The sequence below is a fragment of the Catellatospora sp. TT07R-123 genome, from assembly GCF_018327705.1.
GTDB lineage: Bacteria > Actinomycetota > Actinomycetes > Mycobacteriales > Micromonosporaceae > Catellatospora.
Window position 1 is genome coordinate 4,439,694 of the sequence record NZ_BNEM01000001.1, and the last position, 15,970, is coordinate 4,455,663.

A 15,970-nucleotide genomic window follows, 5' to 3' on the forward strand; every position below is an offset into this window, starting at 1 on the left:
CCGGAACCTACCGGCGTCTCACGAGGGACCTGGCGGCCGCCTCCCCTAGGAGACACGTTGTCCTCAAACCGGTCACGGCGGTATCTCGCGTTCGGCGCGGCCGTCGCTACCAGCGCACTGGCCGCCTTCGGCGGCGCGCCGGCAGCCCAAGCCAGCCACAGCGGCAACGGCAACGGCGTCCTCACCACCGCCAACGGCGGAATCTTCGTCAACGGCACCCTGTTGGCCTCCGGCGCCACCACGAACGAGATCTCGTGGACCGCCGACGGCAGCCGGGCGCTCTACGTCAGGAACGGGCAGGTCGTCACCTCCCGCTGGGACGCCACCGACGCCGGCAATCCGCAGGTGATCGTCGGAGCCCCGGCGGCGGGCGCCGAACGTGCCCATCCCAGCTGGCTGGGCCTCGACAGCAACGGCGTCGTCTGGGCCGAGCGTGCCTCGGCCACCGACCCGTGGCAGCTGTGGACGGCCGGCGGCAACCCGTACTGCTGCATGGCGGCGCCCGACACGATCAGCCTGCAGTCCTCGACTGCCGGGCCGCTCACGGCGGGCGACGGCTACGACTACACCTACCCCGACGGCGGCGACGGCAGCGTGCTGGTGTTCCAGCGCCAGTCGCGGCTGGCGGGCAGCACCCCCGAGGTGTGGGTGTACAACCCCAAGGCCAACCCGACCATGCGCAAGGTCGTCGGCAACGCGAGCCACCCGGCTCTGTCGCCCGACGGCACCAAGGTCGCCTTCGTCCGCCCCGCGGGCACGGGCAGCAACCAGCAGGTCTTCACCTCGGATCTGTCCGGCGGCAACGTCGTGCAGGTCACCGACACCCCCGCCGCCGCGGCGGGTCCGGACAACCACGACTTCCCGAGCTGGTCGCCGAACGGTCAGACCCTGGCCTTCCGCAATCAGTCCGGCGGCGTGGAGACGGCCGCGGCCAACGGCAGCGCGCAGCTCACCCACACCGCGCTGCCCGGCATCACCGGGACGCCGTTCTACCGGTCGCAGACCCGGGAGTCGGTGACCCGCATCTCGGGCAGCTCGCGGTACGCCACGGCGGCGGCGGTCTCCGCCTACCGCTGGGCGACCACCACCAACCCGGCCGACCCGCGGCCCACGGCCGACGCGGTCGTGCTGTCGCGGTCGGACACGTTCGCCGACGCGCTCGGCGGCGGTGCCCTGGCCGGGGCCAAGCAGGGCCCGCTGCTGATGACCTCGCCGACCGTCCTCGACGGAACCACCGCGGCCGAGATCGACCGCGTGCTCGACCCGGGCGGCCGGATCTACCTGCTCGGCGGCACCGGCGCGATCTCCCTGGCGATCGAGACCGGCCTGCTCGCCAAGGGGTACGAGGTCGAGCGGCTCCAGGGTGCGAACCGGTTCGACACCTCGATCGCGATCGCGAACAAGATCAACCCCAACCCGGACGTGGTCATCACCGCGACCGGCGCCAACTTCCCCGACGCCCTGGCGGCGGGGGCGGCGGCCGGGGCGTACAACACCCCGGGTGGCCCGAAGTCCGCGGTGGTACTGCTCACCAGCGACAACGTGCTGCCCGCGGCCACCAAGACCTACCTGGACGCCTGGACTGTGGCCACGGGGCAGAAGCCGTACGCGGTGGGCGTCCAGGCGGCCAACGCCCTGGCGCCCTACGCTCCGATCGCGATGGCCGGCGCAGACCGGTACCAGACGGCGGCGCTGGTGGCGTACAGGTTCTTCCCGAACATGAAGGTGGCCAGCCTCGCCACCGGCGCCAACTGGCCCGACGCCCTCGCGGGCGGCGCGCTGATGGGCGTCCTCGGCGGGCCGCTGCTGCTCACCCCGGGCACCGGCGACGTGAACAAGTACTCCGCCTACCTGCTGAACATCTCCAGCGGGTCGGTCTCGGAGGTGCTCATCTTCGGCGGCGCCGGTTCGGTCGCCACGACGAACGACGACCAGCTCGGCAAGCTGATCAGCGGGCCTGGCCTGTACGACAAGCACTGACGCGCCACCTGGCACGACGCACCATCCGGCACGACCACGAAGGCCCCGCCCGGGAACGGGCGGGGCCTTCGTCCTGTTTCGGCGGAGGGTGTGGGATTCGAACCCACGAAGAACATCGCTGCCCTTAGCGGTTTTCAAGACCGCCGCCATCGGCCACTAGGCGAACCCTCCTGGCAGATCGCCAGGAGCCAGTCTGCCAGAGCGCACCCCCCTGCGTACACGCAGATACCCGCCGGGTGTCGCGTCCGGCAGTTTCGGGGAAACTGCGGGTATCCGGTCCAAGATTCCAGCACTTTCCCCGAAACTGCACCAACCGCCGCGTGCGGCGCGCGGCGCGGGGGCGGATGTGGCGGGGTTGGTGGGGGTGGGGGCGCCTGGGGCGGGAAGATGGGTGGGTGCGTGCGATGACGAACCCGGCCAAGGGCGAGCTCGTGTGGGGCGAGGTGGCGGACCCGGTGCCGGGTGACGGCGAGGTGCTGGTGCGGGTGGCCGCCACGGCGGTCAACCGGGCCGATCTGCTCCAGGTCGGCGGCTACTACCCGCCGCCGCAGGGCGCGCCCGCGTGGCCCGGCCTGGAGTGCTCGGGCACCGTCATGCGCGGCGCCGGGGAGTGGCAGCCGGGCGACGAGGTGTGCGCGCTGCTCAGCGGCGGCGGATACGCGGAGCTGGCGGCCGTGCCCGGGGCGCAGCTGCTGCCCGTGCCGTCCGGGGTGGACGTGGTGACGGCGGCCGGGTTGCCGGAGGTGGCCTGCACGGTGTGGTCGAACCTGACCCAGGTCGCGGGCCTGCGGTCGGGCGAGACGGTCCTGATCCACGGCGGCGGCAGCGGGGTGGGCACGTTCGCGGTCCAGTACGCGAAGGCGCTGGGCGCCCGCGTGGTGGCCACGGCCCGCGCGGTCAAGCACGACCGGCTGCGGGAGCTGGGCGCCGACGAGTGCATCGACTACACGGTCGACGACTTCACCGGCGTGAACGCGGACGTGGTGCTCGACATCATGGGCGCGTCATACCTGGGGCGCAACGTGCAGGCGCTGGCCCGGGGCGGGCGGCTGGTGGTGATCGGGTTGCAGGGCGGCACCCGGGCGGAGCTGGACCTGGGGGCGCTGCTGGCCAAGCGGGGCACGGTGGCGGCGACGGCGCTGCGGTCGCGCCCGGCGGCGGAGAAGGCCGAGATCGTCGCGGGCGTACGCCGGGACATGTGGCCGCTGGTGGAGTCCGGTGCGATCCGGCCGGTGATCGACCGGGTGGTGCCGCTCACGGAGGCCGCCACGGCGCACCGGCTCGTGGCGGCCAACGATCACGTCGGCAAGGTGCTGCTGAAGGTCGGCCCCTGAGGGTCAGCGCTGCTTCGGGATCGGGCGGACGCGCTCGCGCATGAGGATGAGCAGCGCCTCGATGCCGTCCATCGCGGTGATCTTCTTGCCCTCTTCGCGGGTGCGCGCGTTGTAGCTGATCGGCACCTCGTACGGGCGGATCTTGCGGCGCAGCAGCTTCCCGGTGGCCTCAGCCTCCATGCCGAAGCCCTTGGACTTGATGTTCAGCGACCGGTACAGCTCCAGCGGCATCAGCTTGAAGCAGGTCTCCAGGTCGCCGATGTACGAGTTGAACAGGATGTTGGCGAACAGGGTCACGCCCTTGTTGCCCATCACGTACCAGAACGAGAAGGCCGCGTGGCCGCCGAAGGTGCGATTGCCGTAGACGACCTTGCTGCGGCCCTCCAGCACCGGGCCGAGCAGCTTCGGGATGTCCTTGGGGTCGTATTCGAGGTCGGCGTCCAGGATGACCATGTAGTCACCGGTGGCGGAGTCGACCGCGGTGCGGATCGCCGCACCCTTGCCCGCGTTCTTGGCGTGGTGGATCGCCCGCAACCGGGAGTCGTCCCAGTTGTTGAGGATCTCGGCCGTGGCGTCCTTGCTGCCGTCGTTGACCACGACCAGCTCGGTCTCACAGGGGTAGTCGACCGCCAGCGCCTGCTTGAGCGCCTCGCCAAGCCGGGCCTCTTCGTTGTAGACCGGCATGAGAATGGATAGCTTCACGAGGCTCTCCGCTGCGTACTGTGGCTGGAACGCGCCGAGTCTAGCCCTTCGGCTGCTCCCGCGCACATCGGGCGAGGTCAGCGCCGTTCGATGTGCGCGCTCAGGAAACCGGGTGTGAGACAGGGCACCTCCGGTGGAAGGCGCCCTGTGCCGTCACTTCGCGACCGGGATCACGATCAGGCGGGCCGTCGACGTGTCGCCGTTCTTCGCACCGGCGACCGCGACCTGGGCACCGACCTTCACCTCGCTCGGCTGGACCGTGGCGCGCTTTTCGACCACCCGCAGCTTCTCCCCGAAGGTCCAGGTGACCGTGAATCCGTCGGCCGACTTCACGGTGACGGTGCTGCCGTCGACCGCGGTCACCTCGCCCCGCTGGACGAGCACCGTCACGGTCCCCTGCTTGGTCTGCACGACGGCTTCGCCGTGCAGGGTGCCGCGGCGCAGCAGCACCCGCAGCGCCTTGCGGTGCTTCCAGTTGCGCAGGCGCCGGTCGGTGCCGTCACCGGCCTTGTCCGGGCCCGGGGAGGCCTTGTCGGCGAACTCCGGCTCGGCGGCGACCAGATCGGCCGGGTCCACGCCCAGCGCGGCCAGCGACTCCGCCTCGACCGAGGCGACCAGGTCGGTGGCGGTCGCGGGCAGCGCCGCGGGTCCGCAGGCGGTCAGCCCGAGCAGCAGGCCCAGGGCGACGGCGAGGCTGAGTCTCTTCATGGCGTACAGCCTGCACCGCCTGCGGCAACCGCCGGTCAGCCCGACGTACGGGGAAGGTAAACCGTGAACCGGGCTCCGCCCTCGGCGGCGTGCCCGGCCTCGATGGTGCCGCCCAGACGCCGGGCCAGCCCCGCCACCAGCGCCAGGCCCAGGCCGGTGCCGGTCTGCCGTACCCCCTGGTAGCGCTGGAACAGCGCACCGCGCTGGAACGCGACCGCCAGGTCGTCGTCGCTGAGGCCCGGACCGCCGTCGCGGACCTCGACCACGGCGCGGCCGGACTGCTCGCGCACCCCGAGCACGATCGGGCGGCCCTGCGGCACCACCCGCAGCGCGTTCTCGACCAGGCCGTCGATGATCTGCCGCAGCCGCACCGGGTCGGTGTACGACCACACCTCGTGCGGCGGCACGTCGGCGTGCAGCAGCACGCCCGCGGTCGCCACCCGGGGCGCGAACGCCCGCTCGGCCGAGCGCACCAGCGACACGAGCTCCACCTGGGCGGGCTCGATGGGGAAGTCCGCGGCGTCGAGGCGGGCCAGCGACAGCAGGTCGGCCACCAGCCGGTCCAGCCGTTCCGCCTCGGCGAGCATGGTCTGCCCGACGCCCGGCGCGGCGTCGGCGTCGACGACCCCGTCCGACAGCGCCTCGGCGTACCCCCGGATGGTGGTCAGCGGGGTGCGCAGCTCGTGCGAGATCGAGAGCAGGAATTCGCGCTGGCGGCCCTCGCTGGTGGCCAGCGCCTCGGCCAGCTCGTTGATCGACTGCGCCAGGCGCTCCACCTCCAGCGGCGGCTCGGCGTGCAGGCGTACGGCCCGGTCGCCGGAGCTGAGCCGCGCCGCCGCGGTGGCCGCGTTGCGGATCGGGCGGGCCAGCCGCCGGCCCAGCAGCACCCCCGCCAGCACGCCCGCGCCCAGCCCGGCCAGCAGCGGCAGCCACAGGTTGCGCAGCACCTGCCGGGCCAGCCCGGTCCCGGCGGGCCGGGCCAGCACGACGCCGTCGCCGTCGCCCAGCGGACGTCCCTCGATCACGGCCAGGCTGCCGTCGACCAGGGCCAGCCGCTCGCTCACCGGCTGGCCGGCCGCGATCTGCCGGACCACCCGGTCGGGCAGGCCGGTGCGGTCGGGCGCGCCGCCGGTGATCAGGAAGCCCGTGGTGCCGTCGTCGAGCTTGCGCAGCTGCTGCATCAGCTTCTCGTCGGAGGCCGCGGTGCGGCGGTTCTTCAGGATCAGGGCCACCACGTCGGTCTGGACGGCCAGGCCCTCCCGGGCGGCGCGCTCGGCGGCGCGGGCGGCCAGCGGCACCGCGACCAGGGCCGTCACCAGTACCGAGATCAGCGCGACGAGCAGGCCCGCGGCGACCGCGCGGGTGGTCAGGGTGGTGGCGCTGCGGACCGGTCTCGGCGGGGCGGCGAGCACCCGGATCGGCACGGTCAGGTCGGTGCGGCGGTCAGGCATCGGCGGTGTACCCCACGCCCCGGACCGTACGCAGGATGCCCGCGGCCTCGCCCAGCTTGGCCCGCACCTGGGCGACGTGCACGTCGACGGTGCGGGTGCCGCCGTGGGCGGCGTAGCCCCACACCGTGCTGAGCAGCTCGTCGCGGGTGTAGACCCGGCCGGGGCGGCTCATCAGGTGCGCCAGCAGGTCGAACTCGGTGCTGGTCAGGTGGATCGACCGGCCGTCGGCGGTCACCTCGCGGCGGGACGGGTCGAGCCGCACCGTCCCGACGGTGCGGCTGCGGTCGGGCTCGGGGGCGGCGCCGGAGCGGCGCAGCACCGCCTTGAGCCGGGCGACCAGCTCCCGGGGGCTGAACGGCTTGGTCAGGTAGTCGTCGGCGCCCAGTTCCAGGCCGACGATGCGGTCGACCTCGTCGTCGCGGGCGGTGAGGAAGATGATCGGGACCCAGATGTCGTCGGCCCGCAGGCGGCGGCAGATCTCCGTGCCGTCCAGGCCGGGCAGCGCGATGTCGAGCACGCACGCCACCGGCCGCAGCCGCCGCGCCGCGGCGAGCCCCGCGTTGCCGTCCTGCTCGACCTGCACGCCGTAGCCGTCGCGCTGTAGGTAGAGCCGGATCAGGTCGGCGATGGGCCGCTCGTCCTCGACGACGAGGACCAGACCTTTCTCAGTCACGCCCGCCATCATGTCCGACCTGTGTACGGATCACGTAAGGCTCGGGTCAAGCTCCCTACACACCGGGCCGCGACCACCGACCGGCTTCCGTCCGCCGATGGTTGCCGTGAAGGAGCGTGACATCGCGCAGCGATGTAGCGACGCGCGGCTGCCATCGGCTTTCGGGACGGAAGCCCGCGCCCGCGGAGGCGGGCGCCAGCAGCACAGCTAGGCGCCGACTAGGTGCTCCGCGAAGGAGCGGTACGGGGTGGCGTCGGGGGAGGCGGCGCGCTGGGCGATCAGCTTGGGCTTGAAGACGTGGCTGAACAGGGCGTCCAGGTGCCACACCTGCTTGGGGTGGCCCGCGTGGATCCAGAACCGCTCGCGGATGCCGTCGACGGCCGTGGCCGCGAACTCGATGGCCGACAGGCGCGGGTCCGGGTGCCAGGTGACGTTCGCCAGGTGCCGCAGGTCGGTGTTGAGGTGCAGCCGCAGGCGCCGCAGGATCCGGCTCTCCTGGGTGATGACCAGGCGGCGGTACGTCAGCAGCAGCAGGTACTCCCGCCCGAGTGGCCGTTCGGGGCGCAGCGCGCGGGCGACCAGCACGGTGGCGTCGCCCGCCTCGATGCAGCGCCGGAAGATCGGCATGTGCCGGCTGACCGTGGCCATGGGAATGCCGGCCTCACCGGTGGCGGGGAGGAACGTACGCGAGAAGACGTCCATGTAAGGACCAACGAGCGCGCGTGACGGACGTCACGCGAGTCACTCACGCGGGGGCCATTGACACCCGTCGCACCCGTTGTGCGCTACCCCTGCGTCAGCGGTGGTACGAACACCGCCACCGCCACCAGCACCGCGAACACCCCGGCCAGCACCGCCGCCTGCACGAAGTTGCGGTTCTCCCGCGGCGCGTAGGCCAGGCCCAGGCCGCAGGCGACGCCGGTGACGAACCCGCCCAGGTGACCCTGCCACGAGATGCCCGGCAGGAACGAGATCACGACGTTGACCAGGATGACCGGCACGACCGACATCGCGTCGCGCCCCAGCCGCCGCAGCACGAGGAAGTACGCCGCGAACAGGCCGAAGATGGCCGTCGACGCACCGGCGGAGAACGCGTACGGGCTGAGCAGCGCGCAGGCCACGTTGCCGCCGAACCCGCACAGCAGGTAGAGCGCCGCGAACCGGATCGGGCCGAGCGCGGCCTCCAGGGACCGGCCGAGCACCCACAGCGCCCACATGTTCAGCGCGAGGTGGATCACGCCGTAGTGCAGGAACATCGCCGTGAAGAGGCGGTAGTAGGCCCCGTCGTGGATGCCGGTGAAGACCTCGCCGTACTGCGGCAGCGCGCCGAGGTAGAGGCCGCCCTCGATCTTGGTGACGGTGCGGCCGAGCGCCGCGCCCCACTCGTGCACCGGGGTCGAACCGCTGGTCAGGGTGTCCATGCCGTACAGGACGGCCAGCACGGCGAAGACGGCGACGTTGATGCCGATCAGCGCCTTGGTGACATACCCGTGCATGCCCGCGCGCGACCCGCCGAAGTGGGTCAGCGCGGGGCGCTGGGTGCGGCGGCCCTCGGCGACGCAGTCGGGGCACTGGTGCCCGACCGACGCCGGGATCATGCAGTCGGGGCAGATCGGCCGTCCGCACCTGGTGCAGGTCAGATGCGTCTCCCGCCCCCGGTGGCGGTAGCAGACTGGCACAGCGGCTTGACCACTCTGGGGTGCGGGAGACGTCATGCGGACGAGACTAGCGCTCAATCTCGATTCGCTCGATGACGAGCGGCTCCAGCGGGCGGTCCATCGGGTCCGTCGCGGTGCTGGAGATCGAGTCGACGATCTTCTGCGACTCCGCGTCGGCGACCACGCCGAAGATGGTGTGCTTGCGGTTCAGCCACGACGTCGGCGCGGTGGTGATGAAGAACTGCGACCCGTTGGTGCCCGGGCCGGCGTTCGCCATCGCCAGCAGGTACGGCTTGTCGAAGACCAGCTCCGGGTGGATCTCGTCGGCGAAGGTGTAGCCGGGGCCGCCGCGACCGGTGCCGGTCGGGTCGCCAGTCTGGATCATGAAGCCGTCGATCACGCGGTGGAACGGGGTGCCGTCGTAGTACGGCCCCTTGATCGGAGCACCGGTGCGCGGGTCGGTCGCGCCCTCGCGGGTGCCCTCGGCGAGCTCCACGAAGTTGCGGACGGTCTTGGGCGCGTGGTTGCCGAACAGCTCAAGACGGATCGGGCCGGCGCTGGTGTGCAGGACGGCGTAACGGGCGTCAGCCACGTCTTCTCTCCCGAATTTCTTGGTGGTCAGTTACCGACAGATTCTCCCATGTGCCCGTTCCGGTGGTGCGGAGGCATCCGGCGAGGCAGGATGACACTCGGGGACATGAGCAAGGCGCGCCTTCGTATCGATTCGATCGCGCGCTTTGTGCACCACAGGGCGCGGGGGCGCCCTGCGGCTGATATCTGCCGTTCGCGGGGGCGGCCGGCAGGAAGGCGGGGGAACATGTTGGGTTTCAAACCGCACAAGACGCGCGGGGAGCTCATGCGGGATGAAATGGGCCAGAGCTGGGACCATTTCCTCCAGGCGGCGACGCACGCCGCCGGCGGAGTCGGCCACCGGATCGGGCCGACCACCGGAAAGATGCGCCGCGCCACGTCCGGCGGGATCGACTCGACCATGTCAAGCCTGGCGCCGCTGATCGCGGCCTACCGGGAGGGCGCGGCGAGCGCCTCCTCTACCGCGAAGAAGGCGAAGGCCAAGGCGCGGAAGAAGGAGTCGCAGGTGTCGCACAGGAACACCAAGATGCTCGTCGGCCTGCTCGCGGCCGGGATCGCCGCCGGCGCCGTGGGTGCGCTGGTCGTCAGGCGCCGCAGGCAGCAGCAGTGGTCGGAGTACGACCCGAGCCAGGCCCTGGAGTCGGCGCGCTCGGACAGCCGCGCCATGGTCGACAAGGTGTCCGGCAAGACGGACACGGCCATCGACAAGGCCACCCACCACGCCAGCAAGGCGATGGACAAGACGGCCGACAAGCTGCACTCGGCGGCGTCCCAGCTCAAGGACAGCCGCGGTGCCGCGAAGTCCAAGGTCGACGACATGGCCGAAGCGGCCAACGACGCGACGGACAGCTTCGTCTCGAAGTACTCGTCCTCGGGCTCGAAGAACAGCCGCATGTAGCGGACCGCCGGTGGGGCGCCCCAGCGGCGCCCCACCGGCGTCACAGCCAGCCGGAGCGCCGGAACGAGCGGTAGATGCCGTACGACACGGCCAGGGCGAAGGCCATGGTCACCGGGTAGCCGTAGCGCATGTGCAGTTCCGGCATGTACTCGAAGTTCATGCCGTAGACGCCGGTGATCGCGGTCCACGCCGCGGCCATACCGGCGTAGGCGGCGATCTTGCGCATGTCGTTGTTCTGGTCGACGGAGACCTGGGCCAGGCGCGCCTGCATGATCGAGATCAGCAGGTCGTCGTACCCGCCGACCTGCTCGACCACGCGGGCCAGGTGGTCCTGGACGTCCCGGAAGTACTTGCGCAGCTCCTTGGTGATCTCCGGGGTGTCGGAGAGCATCGCCTGGAGCGGCCGCTGCAACGGCAGCGCCGCGCGCTTGAACTCCACGAGCTCGCGCTTGAGCTGGTAGATGCGCTGCATCCGGCCGCTGGAGTCGCGGGAGAACACCGCCTCCTCCAGCACGTCCACGTCCTGGCCGATGCCGTCGGCGGCCAGCACGTACAGGTCGACCACGTGGTCGAGCACCCCGTATGCCACCGCCCACGGGCCCTGGCGCAGCAGCTCGGGGCGGCTCTCCAGGAGCTCGCGGACCGGCCGGAGCCGGCAGGCGTTGCCGTGGCGCACCGAGATGACGAAGTCGGGGCCGATGAACAGCATGATCTGCCCGGTCTCGACGACCTCGGAGGTGTCGGTCAGCTCCTTGTGCTCGACGTAGCGGGCGGTGCGCAGCACCAGGAAGTGCACGTCGCCGAACTGCTCCAGCTTCGGCCGCTGCCCGGCGCTGACCACGTCCTCGACCGCGAGCTCGTGCAGGTCGTACGCCTCGGCGATACCCGCCATCTGCTCGGCGTCGGGCGCGTGCAGCCCCAGCCACACGAACGCCCCCGGCGTGCGCTTGGCCTGCGCCAGCGCCTCGCGGTAGTCGCCCGTGGACGGCAGCCGCCGGCCCTGCTCGTAGATGGCGCAGTCGACGATCGCGTCACGGCGCCCGCCCGGCTGGAGCGGGATGGCGGCCGCCTCGTCGGCGCCGAGCCCGATTCCCGAGACGAGCCTGCTCATGGCGCGCGCGGGGGCGCTGAACGCGCGGGTCAGGCGGTCGCCGTTGGAGGCGCGCCGGCCAGGTTCGTCCCGGATGTCGTCGACCACAGCTCGCCCCCTTCGTGCGGCCGCCGCTGCGGCGGCGACTCCGCTCGACAGGCTACGCGCCGCGGGCACCGCGCCATGCGGCCGAGGGCACCACCGGCCGCGCGTCCCGGGCGACGGGGTCCAGATACGACGATGGCGCCGGGTGGACGTGTCTGCCGCGGTCGGGGGGAGATGCGGCAGGTCCACCCGGCGCCGGAACGGCACCCGGGGTGGGGGGTTGGGTGACCGTTCCTTCTTTCATCGGGGGCGGGGCAAAGCTGTCGGCACGTAGTCGACGCGCCGGACGAATTGTGATCCACGGAACGCGGGCGGGGGAACCCTGCATGCCGACCCAGCCATTGTCAGAAATGCGACAGAAATCGGTCGGATAACCGAATCGGCCAATGGCTGCGAAACAGCCCGGCAGCGCGGTTCGACCGCGCGCCGGGCTGTTCGGGGACGTCAGCCGCGTACGGCCTCGATGGCGTCGGCGAGCCGGCGCACACCTTCGTCGATCTGGTCGGCGGTGACCGCGCTGAACGCCAGCCGCAGCGCGCTGGTGCCGCCCTCCAGCAGGAAGTCGGAGCCCTTCACCACGGCCACGCCTCGCTCGGCCGCCGCGGGCAGCAGCTTGTCCACGTGCACGTCGGCGGGCAGCTCGATCCAGAGGAAGTAGCCGCCGTCGGGCTCGGTGAACTCGACGCCCGGGATGTGCTTGCGCAGCGACTCGGCCAGCACCGACGCCCGCTCGGCCAGCGCCGCGCTGACGGTCGCCACCGAGCGGTCGATGTCGCCGGAGCGGCAGAACTCGTAGACGATGCCCTGCGCCACCTGGCCGGCCGAGATGTAGAGGTTGGTCGCGTTGCGGGCGATGTCGTCGATGACCTGCTTCGCACCCACCAGGTAGCCCACACGCACGCCGGGGCAGACCGTCTTGGTGAACGAGCTCGCGTGCACGACCACGTCGGCCGCGTCGCCGCCGCCGAGCTTCGTCATCGACAGCATCGAGGGCAGCGCGTCGCCGCGGAAGCGGATGTCGACGTACGGGTCGTCCTCGAAGATCGTGAAGCCGTACTCGACGGCCAGCTCGATCAGCTCGCGCCGCTTCGCCACCGACAGCGTGACGCCCGCCGGGTTCTGGTAGTTCGGGATGATGTGCGCCAGCGTCGGCCGCACCCCGGACTCCAGCAGCGCGCGCAGCTCGGCGGTGTCGACGCCGTCGGGCCGCACCGTGACCTGGTGCACGTGCGCGCCGAGCGAGCGCAGGTTGAGCAGCGTCCGGTCGTAGGTCGGCCTCTCGACCACGACGTGGTCGCCGGGCTTCACGAGCTGGTTGAACAGGAACGCGTCGGCCTGCAGCGAGCCGTTCGTGATGAGGACCTGGTCGACGGCGACACCGTGCTTGTCGGCCACCCACTTGCGCAGCGGTGCGTAGCCGTAGGAGTTGCCGTAGGCGGTGAGGCCGGCCGGGTCGGCGGCGAAGGCGCGGACGGCCGCGGCGCTGAGACCCTCGACATCGACGATGTCCAGGCTCGGGGCGCCCCGGGCGAAGGAGATGAGCTGCTCGGCGGTCATGGCCACCAAGCGTAATCGGCCCGAAATGCGGGACACCCCCACCCACCTGCGTTCAGCCGGGCGGGTGGGGTCCGGATACCGGGAAATCACACGTTGGCGGTTGCCTCCGCACGGCGCAGGGCCCACACCCGCATCAGGTCGCGTACGGAGATGATGCCGAGTATCTCGTCGCCGTCGAGGACGGCGAGGTGGCGGAACCCGCCCCGGGTCATCGCCATGGCGGCCTCCTCCAGACTCCAGTCGGGGGACGCGTACACCACGTCCCAGGTGATGTGGCCTGCACACTGCTCCACGTCCGGGTCCAGGCCCGAACCGATGGCATTGAGGATGTCGCGCTCGGTCATGATCCCGAGTCCTTCGCCATCCGGATCGATCACGATCGCCGAGCCGACGCGGCGCATCGACATGAGCTGAGCCGCCTGGCGCAGCGTGTGCTGCGGACCAACCAGCAGCACCGGCTTGCTCATCGCCTCCCGCACCTGCATGGCATGCGTCATCTGCAATCACCCCTTCGGAACGCAACCCCATTGAAACGCACCGTACGGACATCTTGGGGCAGGTTCGGGCAGTTCACAAGACTTGTCATGGCCGCGAGCGTGTGTATCCGTGCCAACTCCGCACCCGGGGGCGGGTCTGCCGTGCAGTAGCCTTCACCAGCGACGAGACCCCCTCCCCGAAGGAGAAACCATGATCGGCATGGTGCTGGCCGCCGGCGCCGGGCGGCGACTGCGGCCCTACACCGACACGCTGCCCAAGGCCCTGGTGCCGGTGGACGGGGACACCACGATCCTCGACATCGCGCTGGCCAACCTGGCCGAGGCCGGGTTCACCGAGGTCGTGATCGTGGTCGGCTACCGGGCCGAGGCCGTCGAGGCCCGCCACGCCGCCATGCAGGAGAAGTACGGCGTGACCATCACCCTCGTGCACAACGACAAGGCCGAGGAGTGGAACAACGCGTACTCGCTGTGGCTGGCGCGCGAGCACTTCGCCCGGGGCGTGCTGCTGGTCAACGGCGACACCGTGCACCCGGTGTCGATCGAGCACACCCTCCAGGCCGCCGCCGCCGACGCCGCGTACGCCGACGCGGGCATCGTGCTGGCGGTCGACGACGTGAAGAAGCTGGCCGACGAGGAGATGAAGGTCGTCTTCGGCACCGACGGCCGCCTCGCGAAGATCACCAAGCTGATGGACCCGGCCACCGCGCACGGGGAGTACATCGGCGCCACCCTGATCCGGCCCGAGGCCGCCGACGCGCTCGCCGACGCGCTGCGCGCCACCTGGGAGCGCGACCCCAACCTCTACTACGAGGACGGCTACCAGGAGCTCGCCGAGCGTGGCGGCACCGTCCGGGGCGCCGCGATCGGCAAGGTGGACTGGGTCGAGGTCGACAACCACGACGACCTCGCCCGGGCCCGGGAGATCGCATGCCACTACTGACCCGGTCGGTGCAGACCCCGCTGAGCATCGACGTACGCCGCGGGGCGATCGCCGCGCTGGGACCGCTGCTGGTCGACCGGCGCATCTCCGCGGGCGGCGACGTCGCGGTGGTGGTCGGCCCCGGCCAGGGCGAGCGCATCGCCGAACTGATCGCCCCGACCCTGGACCACGCGCTGGTCCTGCACGTCGAGGGCGGGACGGTCGAGTCGGCGCTGGCGCTGGGCGAGAAGCTACGCGGGCGCAACCTGGACGCCGTGGTCGGCATCGGCGGCGGCAAGACCATCGACACGACGAAGTACGCGGCCTCGCGATACGGCATCCCGATGGTGGCCGTCGCGACCAGCCTGGCCAACGACGGCATCGCCTCCCCCGTCGCCACGCTGGACCACGACGGCGGCCGGGGCTCCTACGGCGTGCACATCCCGCTGGCGGTCGTGGTCGACCTCGACTTCGTCGAGCAGGGCCCGGACCGGCAGACCCGGGCCGGGGTCGGCGAGACGCTGAGCAAGATCAACGCGATCGCCGACTGGCAGCTCTCGAACCAGGTCACCGGCGAGCCGGTGGACGGCCTGGCCGTGGCGATGGCCCGCTCCGGCGCCGAGGCGGTGCTGCGCCACCCCGGCGACGTCACCGACGACGGCTTCGTGACGGTGCTGGCCGAGTCGCTGATCACCAGCGGCCTGGCCATGGCGATCGCCGGCACGTCCCGGCCCGCCAGCGGCGGCTGCCACGAGATCTCGCACGCGCTGGACATCCTGTTCCCCGGCACGGCCGGGCACGGCGAGCAGTGCGGCCTCGGGGCCCTGTTCTGCACGTACCTGCGGGCCTCGATCGACCCGGCGCAGCGGACCCGCTTCGACGAGATCAGCGCCTGCCTGAAGCGGCACGACCTGCCGCGCACACCGGCCGACCTGGGCCTGAGCAACGACGACTTCGCCCGCGCGGTGGAGTACGCCCCGCGTACCCGGCCCGACCGGTACACCATCCTGGAGCACCTGAACCTGGGCTACGAGCAGATCCGCGAGCGGGTGGGAGACTACGCCGATGTCATCGACTGAGCTGCACGCGGCGCCGGTGCGGCGCCCCTCCGCCGCCGACTTCTACGCCGTCAACCGCGGTGGCGGCCTGTTCTCCGAGGCGCTCAGCCAGCGGCTCGGCGCGGTCTTCGCGCTGATCGCCGAGCGCACCGGCCTCAAGCCGACCACGCTGACCCTGGCCAACCTGGTGCTCGGGCTGACCGTGTCGACGCTGCTGGTGGTGCGCGGGCAGGGCGGCCTGGTGCTGGGGCTGCTGGCGCTGGTCGGCTGGCAGGTGGCGTACTCGCTGGACTGCGCCGACGGGCAGCTCGCCCGGGTCACCAAGCAGGGCAGCCTGGCCGGGGCGCGCATCGACATCCTGTGCGACGTCGCGGCCCAGATCGGGCTGGTCACCGCGCTGGTGGCGGTCGCCAAGCCGCCGGTGTGGCTGGCCGCGCTGTTCGCGGGCTCGTGGATGGTCAACCTGGTGACCAGCGTGCTGGCCACCAGCGACAAGGCCCAGTCGATGGTCACCTCGACCTCGCTGCCGGTGCGGCTGGTGAAGCTGGTCCGCGACTACGGCGCCGTGATCTTCACAGCCGGCCTGGTGCTGGCCTTCGCGCCCGCGCTGACCGTCTGGTTCATCGCCGCGTTCACCGTGGTCAACTTCGGCTTCCTCCTGGCCAGCATCGCCTTCACGGCCCGCTCGGCGTACCGCTCGTAGCGGAGGCGCACCTGCATCGCTCAGCCTTAGAACTGTACCTCTAAGA

Annotated in this window: 16 protein-coding genes and 1 tRNA gene; 6 read left to right on the forward strand and 11 right to left on the reverse strand. The window is 71.5% G+C overall.

Annotated features, from left to right (window positions below; all coding sequences use genetic code 11):
- The first annotated feature begins 57 nt into the window (after window positions 1-57).
- Window positions 58-1,980 carry a cell wall-binding repeat-containing protein gene (locus Cs7R123_RS19215; RefSeq protein WP_212828329.1) on the forward strand — a complete coding sequence of 641 codons (1,923 nt, stop codon included), beginning with the start codon at window positions 58-60 and terminating at the stop codon, window positions 1,978-1,980.
- Window positions 1,981-2,062: 82 nt separating this feature from the next.
- On the opposite strand, the gene Cs7R123_RS19220 is transcribed toward Cs7R123_RS19215, so the two are convergent.
- A tRNA-Ser gene (locus tag Cs7R123_RS19220) sits at window positions 2,063-2,151 on the reverse strand.
- A gap of 233 nt (window positions 2,152-2,384) precedes the next feature.
- On the opposite strand from Cs7R123_RS19220, the gene Cs7R123_RS19225 reads away from it, so the two are divergent.
- The gene (locus Cs7R123_RS19225) at window positions 2,385-3,314 is read left to right on the forward strand and encodes an NAD(P)H-quinone oxidoreductase (protein ID WP_212829274.1); all 930 of its coding nucleotides are present in this window, start codon (window positions 2,385-2,387) and stop codon (window positions 3,312-3,314) included.
- A 3-nt stretch (window positions 3,315-3,317) separates the two neighbouring features.
- On the opposite strand, the gene Cs7R123_RS19230 is transcribed toward Cs7R123_RS19225, so the two are convergent.
- The 7 genes from Cs7R123_RS19230 to Cs7R123_RS19260 all read right to left on the reverse strand — a co-directional run bounded on the left by Cs7R123_RS19230 (window position 3,318) and on the right by Cs7R123_RS19260 (window position 9,098).
- Window positions 3,318-4,016 (reverse strand): glycosyltransferase family 2 protein, encoded by a 699-nt coding sequence (locus Cs7R123_RS19230; protein WP_212828331.1) that lies wholly within the window; start codon window positions 4,014-4,016, stop codon window positions 3,318-3,320.
- A gap of 153 nt (window positions 4,017-4,169) precedes the next feature.
- Window positions 4,170-4,724 carry a hypothetical protein gene (locus Cs7R123_RS19235; protein WP_212828334.1) on the reverse strand — a complete coding sequence of 185 codons (555 nt, stop codon included), beginning with the start codon at window positions 4,722-4,724 and terminating at the stop codon, window positions 4,170-4,172.
- Between the two features lie 35 nt (window positions 4,725-4,759).
- The gene (locus tag Cs7R123_RS19240; RefSeq protein WP_212828336.1) at window positions 4,760-6,175 is read right to left on the reverse strand and encodes a cell wall metabolism sensor histidine kinase WalK; all 1,416 of its coding nucleotides are present in this window, start codon (window positions 6,173-6,175) and stop codon (window positions 4,760-4,762) included.
- Window positions 6,168-6,857, reverse strand: a complete 690-nt coding sequence (locus Cs7R123_RS19245; protein WP_374706968.1) for a response regulator transcription factor — start codon at window positions 6,855-6,857, stop codon at window positions 6,168-6,170. Before Cs7R123_RS19245 ends, Cs7R123_RS19240 begins: the two co-directional genes overlap by 8 nt.
- A gap of 198 nt (window positions 6,858-7,055) precedes the next feature.
- Window positions 7,056-7,550, reverse strand: a complete 495-nt coding sequence (locus tag Cs7R123_RS19250) for a hypothetical protein (protein WP_212828339.1) — start codon at window positions 7,548-7,550, stop codon at window positions 7,056-7,058.
- An 83-nt stretch (window positions 7,551-7,633) separates the two neighbouring features.
- The gene (locus Cs7R123_RS19255) at window positions 7,634-8,563 is read right to left on the reverse strand and encodes a rhomboid family intramembrane serine protease (RefSeq protein ID WP_212828340.1); all 930 of its coding nucleotides are present in this window, start codon (window positions 8,561-8,563) and stop codon (window positions 7,634-7,636) included.
- Window positions 8,564-8,573: 10 nt separating this feature from the next.
- Window positions 8,574-9,098, reverse strand: coding sequence for a peptidylprolyl isomerase (locus Cs7R123_RS19260; protein ID WP_212828342.1), 525 nt, complete (start codon window positions 9,096-9,098; stop codon window positions 8,574-8,576).
- A gap of 105 nt (window positions 9,099-9,203) precedes the next feature.
- On the opposite strand from Cs7R123_RS19260, the gene Cs7R123_RS19265 reads away from it, so the two are divergent.
- Entirely contained in the window at window positions 9,204-9,995 is a 792-nt protein-coding gene (locus tag Cs7R123_RS19265; protein WP_212828344.1) for a hypothetical protein, read from the forward strand.
- A 40-nt stretch (window positions 9,996-10,035) separates the two neighbouring features.
- Here the strand turns inward: Cs7R123_RS19265 and Cs7R123_RS19270 are convergent, their stop codons facing one another.
- The 3 genes from Cs7R123_RS19270 to Cs7R123_RS19280 all read right to left on the reverse strand — a co-directional run bounded on the left by Cs7R123_RS19270 (window position 10,036) and on the right by Cs7R123_RS19280 (window position 13,232).
- A complete protein-coding gene (locus Cs7R123_RS19270) occupies window positions 10,036-11,193 on the reverse strand; it encodes a magnesium and cobalt transport protein CorA (protein WP_374706969.1) in 1,158 nt (385 codons plus the stop codon).
- A 441-nt stretch (window positions 11,194-11,634) separates the two neighbouring features.
- Window positions 11,635-12,747, reverse strand: coding sequence for a PLP-dependent aminotransferase family protein (locus tag Cs7R123_RS19275; RefSeq protein WP_212828351.1), 1,113 nt, complete (start codon window positions 12,745-12,747; stop codon window positions 11,635-11,637).
- Between the two features lie 86 nt (window positions 12,748-12,833).
- The gene (locus Cs7R123_RS19280) at window positions 12,834-13,232 is read right to left on the reverse strand and encodes a cyclic nucleotide-binding/CBS domain-containing protein (protein ID WP_212828353.1); all 399 of its coding nucleotides are present in this window, start codon (window positions 13,230-13,232) and stop codon (window positions 12,834-12,836) included.
- A 202-nt stretch (window positions 13,233-13,434) separates the two neighbouring features.
- Between Cs7R123_RS19280 and Cs7R123_RS19285 the strand changes: the two genes are divergently transcribed.
- From Cs7R123_RS19285 to Cs7R123_RS19295, 3 genes are read left to right on the forward strand one after another with little or no spacing between them, the layout of a single operon-like run.
- Window positions 13,435-14,184, forward strand: a complete 750-nt coding sequence (locus Cs7R123_RS19285) for a sugar phosphate nucleotidyltransferase (protein ID WP_212828355.1) — start codon at window positions 13,435-13,437, stop codon at window positions 14,182-14,184.
- Window positions 14,172-15,242 (forward strand): iron-containing alcohol dehydrogenase family protein, encoded by a 1,071-nt coding sequence (locus Cs7R123_RS19290; RefSeq protein ID WP_212828356.1) that lies wholly within the window; start codon window positions 14,172-14,174, stop codon window positions 15,240-15,242. The genes Cs7R123_RS19285 and Cs7R123_RS19290 overlap by 13 nt, the downstream gene beginning before the upstream one ends.
- Complete coding sequence (locus Cs7R123_RS19295) at window positions 15,229-15,924, forward strand: CDP-alcohol phosphatidyltransferase family protein (RefSeq protein ID WP_212828357.1); 696 nt, start codon at window positions 15,229-15,231, stop codon at window positions 15,922-15,924. Before Cs7R123_RS19290 ends, Cs7R123_RS19295 begins: the two co-directional genes overlap by 14 nt.
- Window positions 15,925-15,970 lie beyond the last annotated feature (46 nt).

Bases quoted from the DNA above. Each gene is read 5' to 3' on its own strand.
- Cs7R123_RS19240 (WP_212828336.1), bottom strand. From the start codon at position 6,175: ATGCCTGACCGCCGCACCGACCTGACCGTGCCGATCCGGGTGCTCGCC.
- Cs7R123_RS19235 (WP_212828334.1), bottom strand. From the start codon at position 4,724: ATGAAGAGACTCAGCCTCGCCGTCGCCCTGGGCCTGCTGCTCGGGCTG.
- Cs7R123_RS19275 (WP_212828351.1), bottom strand. From the start codon at position 12,747: ATGACCGCCGAGCAGCTCATCTCCTTCGCCCGGGGCGCCCCGAGCCTG.
- Cs7R123_RS19285 (WP_212828355.1), top strand. From the start codon at position 13,435: ATGATCGGCATGGTGCTGGCCGCCGGCGCCGGGCGGCGACTGCGGCCC.
- Cs7R123_RS19295 (WP_212828357.1), top strand. From the start codon at position 15,229: ATGTCATCGACTGAGCTGCACGCGGCGCCGGTGCGGCGCCCCTCCGCC.
- Cs7R123_RS19265 (WP_212828344.1), top strand. From the start codon at position 9,204: ATGAGCAAGGCGCGCCTTCGTATCGATTCGATCGCGCGCTTTGTGCAC.
- Cs7R123_RS19250 (WP_212828339.1), bottom strand. From the start codon at position 7,550: ATGGACGTCTTCTCGCGTACGTTCCTCCCCGCCACCGGTGAGGCCGGC.
- Cs7R123_RS19280 (WP_212828353.1), bottom strand. From the start codon at position 13,232: ATGCAGGTGCGGGAGGCGATGAGCAAGCCGGTGCTGCTGGTTGGTCCG.
- Cs7R123_RS19290 (WP_212828356.1), top strand. From the start codon at position 14,172: ATGCCACTACTGACCCGGTCGGTGCAGACCCCGCTGAGCATCGACGTA.
- Cs7R123_RS19245 (WP_374706968.1), bottom strand. From the start codon at position 6,857: ATGGCGGGCGTGACTGAGAAAGGTCTGGTCCTCGTCGTCGAGGACGAG.
- Cs7R123_RS19225 (WP_212829274.1), top strand. From the start codon at position 2,385: ATGACGAACCCGGCCAAGGGCGAGCTCGTGTGGGGCGAGGTGGCGGAC.
- Cs7R123_RS19255 (WP_212828340.1), bottom strand. From the start codon at position 8,563: ATGACGTCTCCCGCACCCCAGAGTGGTCAAGCCGCTGTGCCAGTCTGC.